The following is a 4,970-nucleotide window of genomic DNA, read 5'->3' on the forward strand; positions in this document are numbered from 1 at the left end:
GTCACCGTCACGGCGGTACGCACCCACGCCCACCACCTGCGGTCGCGGGTCACCCGCGGGACCGCGGCCCACGAGCACCACGTCGTCGCCGTCCGCCGATGTCTCCACGCGCAGCACGTCCAGCACGCAGCGCGCCGCGTCGCGGGCGGCGATCTCGCCCCCGATCAGCATGTCGTAGACCGTGGCCACCGCCACGCCACGCGAGACGGCGGTCGGCAGCGCGGGTGCCGCGGCCAGCAGCCCGGCGGTGTCACCGGCGGCCGGCCGGGTGGTCGCGAACGTCAGGTCGTCGTCGTTGGCCAGCAGGAAGTCGGCCCCGGCGGGCACTGCCACCGGCGTACGCGGACCCTGCACCTCGACCCGGACCAGCGCGGTCCGCTCCAGCCGGTCACCGTCACGGCGGTACGCACCCACGCCCACCACCTGCGGTCGCGGGTCACCCGCGGGACCGCGGCCCACGAGCACCACGTCGTCGCCGTCCGTCTCCAGGGTGAGCCGGTCGGTCCCGGCTGTCTCCAGCCAGCCGCGGCGCCAGGCGTTCAGGTCACGCCCGCCGGCCGCGCCCAGCGCGTCGATCAGGTCCTGCAGGGTGGTGTTGCCCCAGGCGTGCTGCGCGAAGTAGGCGGTCATGCCGGCGGCGAAGTTGTCCTCGCCGACATAAGTCATGAGCTGCTGCAGGACCGAGGCACCCTTGGGATAGGTGATCGCGTCGAAGATCGACGCCGCCTGCGCGACGTCGCGGATCGGCAGGCTGATCGGGTGCGAGGTCGGGCCCTGGTCCGCGACGTACGCGGTGAGCTTCTCCGCCGCGAGATGCGCCGCCCAGGCGTCCGTGTACGCCGTGGCGCTCACCGCGGCCCAGTGGCACGCGAACTCGGCGAACGCCTCGTTGAGCCAGAGGTCGTCCCACCAGCGCATGGTGACGATGTTGCCGAACCACATGTGCGCCATCTCGTGCAGCAGCACCCGGGCGAGCAGCCCCCGTTCGGCCGGCGTGGGCGTGCTGCGCCGCAGGAAGACGTCCGACCAGGTGACGCAGCCGTAGTTCTCCATCGCCCCGCCGAACTCGGGCATGAACACCTGGTCGTAGGTGCGCTGCGGGAACGGCATCCCGAAGACCCGGCCGTAGAAGGCCAGGCCCTGACTGGTCAGCGTGAACATCTCGTCGGCATCGCGGTCCAGCACCGCGGCGAGCGACCGCCGGGTGAACAGGCCCAGGTCACGGCCGTCGACCTCGCGCCGGATCTCGTACAGCGGGCCGGCGTTGATGACGGTGTTGTAGGGCGAGAGCGCCGGGGTGTCGGGGAACGTCCAGGTGCGGGCGTCGCCCAGCTCCTGCACCCGGGCGTGGCCGGAGCCGGAGTTGCTGGTCACGGTCCAGCCGGCCGGGGCGGTCACGGTGAACCCGTGCGGCGCCTTGAGATCAGGCTGGTCGAAGCACGCCCACACGTACCGGGCCTCGTCCGGCTCGAACGACATCCAGACGTACACCTCGCCGTCGGCCGGGTCGACAGCCTTGTGCACGCCCTCGCCCTCGGTGGTGTCGGCCTGCACGCTCTCCACCCGCAGGACGTTGCGGGCGGCGAGCCCGTCCAGCTCGATCCGGCCGTCGGCGGCGGGAGCGAGCGGCCGGTCGTTGAGCGTGGCGCCCACCACCTCGGCGGCACAGTCGACGAAGGTCCGGGCGCCGGGCTCCCGGCAGGTGAAGGTCACCGTGGACACGGACCGCACGTGCGGCCCGGTCGGCAGGTCGGTCAGGTCGACGGCGATGTCGTACCGTTCGACCGAGAGCAGCGCGGCGCGGGTCTCGGCCTCGGTCTGGGTCAGGCTGCGGGTCGGCAATGGTCCTCCTCCAGGATCCCCCCGATGGTAGGAGCACCCCGCCGCAACCTCCGCCCCATTAAGCGGGTACGGCAGGATCGGTGCGATGGAGATACCGGAATTGCGGCCGGCCGCCGAGGTCATCGGCACGGCCCGGGCGATCCTCGGCCACGAGCGGGCCCGCCTGGCGGATCGGCTGGGCGAGCACGAGCTGGTCCTGGTCGGCGGCAGTTCCGTGCCCGCCGCCCTGACCAAGGGCGACGTCGACCTGCACCTTCGGGTGCCCGCGGCGGGGTTCGGCGCGGCCGTCGCCGCCCTGCGGGAGATCTATGCGGTGGTGCATCCGGAGATCTGGCAGGAGTCGCTGGCGACGTTCGAGGTCCCGGGCGCGCCGTTGCCGACCGGCGTCGCGGTGACACCGGTCGGCTCCGAGCACGACATCCGCTTCCGCCGCGGGTGGGAACTGCTCGCTGCGGATCCCGCTCTGGTCGACGCCTACAACGCCATGAAGCTGCGGCACCGGGACCGCCCCGAGGAGTACGAGCAGCGCAAGTCCGCCTTCTTCGACATGCTCATGGACCCTCGGTGACCCGCTCGTTCAGCTTGGAGTGCCGGCGGCTGTAGCCGAAGTAGACGATCAGGCCGATCACGAACCACACCGCGAAGCGCAGCCAGGTGGTCGGGGTGAGGAAGGTGATCAGCCAGATGGAGAAGACCACGCCCAGCGCGGGGATCACCGGCATGCCGGGCAACCGGAACGAGCGGGGCAGCTCCGGGCGCCGGTAGCGCAGCACGATCACCGCCACGCACACCACGACGAAGGCCAGCAGGATGCCGATGTTGGTCAGCTCGGCCGCCTCCCGGATGGGCAGCAGCCCGGCGATGATCGCCGAGGCCACGCCGGCGATCCAGGTGACCCGGCTGGGCACCCGGCGCACCGGGTGCACCTTGGCGAACCAGGCCGGCAGCAGGCCGTCCCGGCTCATGGCGTACCAGACGCGGGTCACGCCGAGCATGAAGGTGAACATGACGGTGAGGATGCCGATGATCGCGCCGACCGCGATGACGTCGGCCAGCCCGGACAGCCCGACCGAGGCGAACGCGGAGGAGAAGCCGCTCTCCGGGTCGATCTCGCGGTAGTTCTGCATGCCGGTGAGCACCAGGGTGGCCAGCACGTACAGGACCATCGAGACGGCCAGCGAGTAGATGATCGCCTTGGGCAGGTGCTTCTTGGCGTCGCGGGACTCCTCGGCGGCCGTGCTCATCGCGTCGTAGCCGAAGACGGCGAAGAAGACGGTGGCGGCGCCGGTGATCGCGCCGCTGACGCCGAACGGGAAGAACGGCCGGTAGTTCTCCGACCTGATGTAGAAGAAGCCGACCACGACCACCAGCAGCACCACGGCGATCTTGAGTACGACCACGGCGGTCTCGAACCGGGCCGCCGCCTTGATCCCCCGGTTGAGCAGGAAGGCGATCAGCAGGCACAACACCATGGCGAACAGGTCCACCACGTGCCCGTCGCCGCTGCCGGGCGCGCCCAGCATCCAGGCGGGCAGGTCCACGCCGAGCTCGCCCATCAGGAAGCCGAAGTAGCCGGAGATGCCGATCGCCACCACCGCCACGATCGCGATGTACTCCAGCAGCAGGTCCCAGCCGATGAACCAGCCGACGATCTCGCCGAGCACGACGTAGCCGTACGTGTAGGCCGAGCCCGCCTTCGGGATCATGCCGGCGAACTCCGCGTACGACAGCGCGGCGGCGGCACTGGCGATGCCGGCTATCAGGAACGAGATCAGCACGGCGGGCCCGGCTGTCTCGTTGGCCACCGCGCCGGCCAGCGCGAAGATGCCGGCGCCGATGATGCCGCCGACCCCGATGGCGGTCAGCTGCCACAGTCCGAGCGTGCGGGACAGGCCGGTTTCTCCCTCGTCGGCGATCTCTTCGACCGGCTTGCGACGGAAGATTCCCGATCCGCGGCCGAACTCCGGTGTCGTAGTCATGGCCCCCTCCTCGTGGAGTACGCCACGGCGTCCCACCGATGGGCCGCCTCTAGAACCGGAGTACCACGTCGGCGATCAAAAAGCATCCACGGGAGTAGATGTCATTCGGCGCGGACGTGGTCGATGTGGACAACTCCCCCGGTGTTGAGGAAGACCCACACCACCCGGATCTGACTGACGTCGAGGGTGACGCCGGAGGGGCATTCGATGTCGTCGAAGGACTCGGTGACCGTCCGGCTGGAGTGCGGGTTCGTCCACGCCCAGCGTCCGGCCTGGCACCACGTCAGGGCGTCACCGACCTGCACGGCGATCTCGCCGACGCTGCCCACGTCCTCGGTCCGCAGGTCGAACGCGAGCCCGGACCGCCCGCTCAGGTCCAGCGACGCGGGCACGGGCGCGCCGAACCAGTTGCCCGGCACGGGGGTCTCGACCCGCAGGCCGGAGGTCCCGTCGGTGTGGAACGTGGCCGACTGCGCCACACTGCCCCCGGTCCCGGGGTTGGCGGTGGTGAAGCCGTCCGTGCCGTCCTCGAACGAGAAGATGGTCTGCCGCACCGGCAGCACCGGATCGCCGGGGCCGGCGTCACCACAGGTCAGCACCGGATCCGCCCAGTCGGTACGGGTGCCGGCCGTCCCGCTGGTGACCAGGCGCAGCCACCGGACGCCGGTGAGATCCGCGTCGAGCGTCACCGGCGCCGCCCCGGAACTCACCGGGCCGCTGGTGGCCGCCACGGTGTCGTCGGCGTAGACGGTGAAGGTCGCCGGGCCGGACGCGGGGGCCTCGTCGTCTACGCCGGCCTGGGTGACGAGCCGGGTGCAGTCGCCACCCAGGTAGTAGACGATCTCGCTCGGTGCCGCGGTGCCGATGCCCCGGTTGAAGTAGCGCCCGCCGATGGTGATCAGGTTGCCGTCACCGATCCCGGCGCCACCGTTGCTCTGGTCGAGTTCGGCCGGGCCCAGGCCGTTCGCGGTGGAGTAGGCCAGGACCTTGCTCAGCGCGCGCCGGCCCGCTTGCGGCGGCGTGACGACCGTGGCTACGAGGACGCTGGAGGTCGTCGCGGTCCGCCGGCCCCACCGGTAGTGGGCGGACACCGTGAGCCGATAGTCGCCCGCGGCGGTGCCGTCCGGCGCCCGTACCGTCCAGGTGGTC

Annotated in this window: 4 protein-coding genes; 1 reads left to right on the top strand and 3 read right to left on the bottom strand. The window is 71.2% G+C overall.

The window, feature by feature from the left end:
• Positions 1-1,842, bottom strand: a 1,842-nt coding sequence (gene pepN, locus AB0C29_RS33265; protein ID WP_360828698.1) for an aminopeptidase N, incomplete at its 3' end; no start/stop codon positions are given.
• 85 nt (positions 1,843-1,927) lie between these two features.
• Here pepN and AB0C29_RS33270 point away from each other — a divergent pair.
• Positions 1,928-2,410, top strand: a complete 483-nt coding sequence (locus AB0C29_RS33270) for a GrpB family protein (RefSeq protein ID WP_360828701.1) — start codon at positions 1,928-1,930, stop codon at positions 2,408-2,410.
• Here the strand turns inward: AB0C29_RS33270 and AB0C29_RS33275 are convergent.
• Together AB0C29_RS33275 and AB0C29_RS33280 are read right to left on the bottom strand one after the other, a co-directional pair.
• Positions 2,394-3,821: an amino acid permease gene (locus AB0C29_RS33275; RefSeq protein WP_360828703.1), complete on the bottom strand. Its 1,428-nt coding sequence runs from the start codon at positions 3,819-3,821 to the stop codon at positions 2,394-2,396. The two genes, AB0C29_RS33270 and AB0C29_RS33275, sit on opposite strands and share 17 nt — an antisense overlap.
• 101 nt (positions 3,822-3,922) lie before the next feature.
• The coding region (locus tag AB0C29_RS33280) for an NPCBM/NEW2 domain-containing protein (protein ID WP_360828706.1) at positions 3,923-4,970 on the bottom strand (1,048 nt) is incomplete at its 5' end.

Source organism: Actinoplanes sp. NPDC048791 (assembly GCF_040650095.1).
Classification (GTDB): domain Bacteria; phylum Actinomycetota; class Actinomycetes; order Mycobacteriales; family Micromonosporaceae; genus Actinoplanes.

What these genes read in the sequence shown, in the direction of transcription:
- AB0C29_RS33275 (WP_360828703.1), bottom strand. Translation starts at nt 3,821, where the DNA reads ATGACTACGACACCGGAGTTCGGCCGCGGATCGGGAATCTTCCGTCGC.
- AB0C29_RS33270 (WP_360828701.1), top strand. Translation starts at nt 1,928, where the DNA reads ATGGAGATACCGGAATTGCGGCCGGCCGCCGAGGTCATCGGCACGGCC.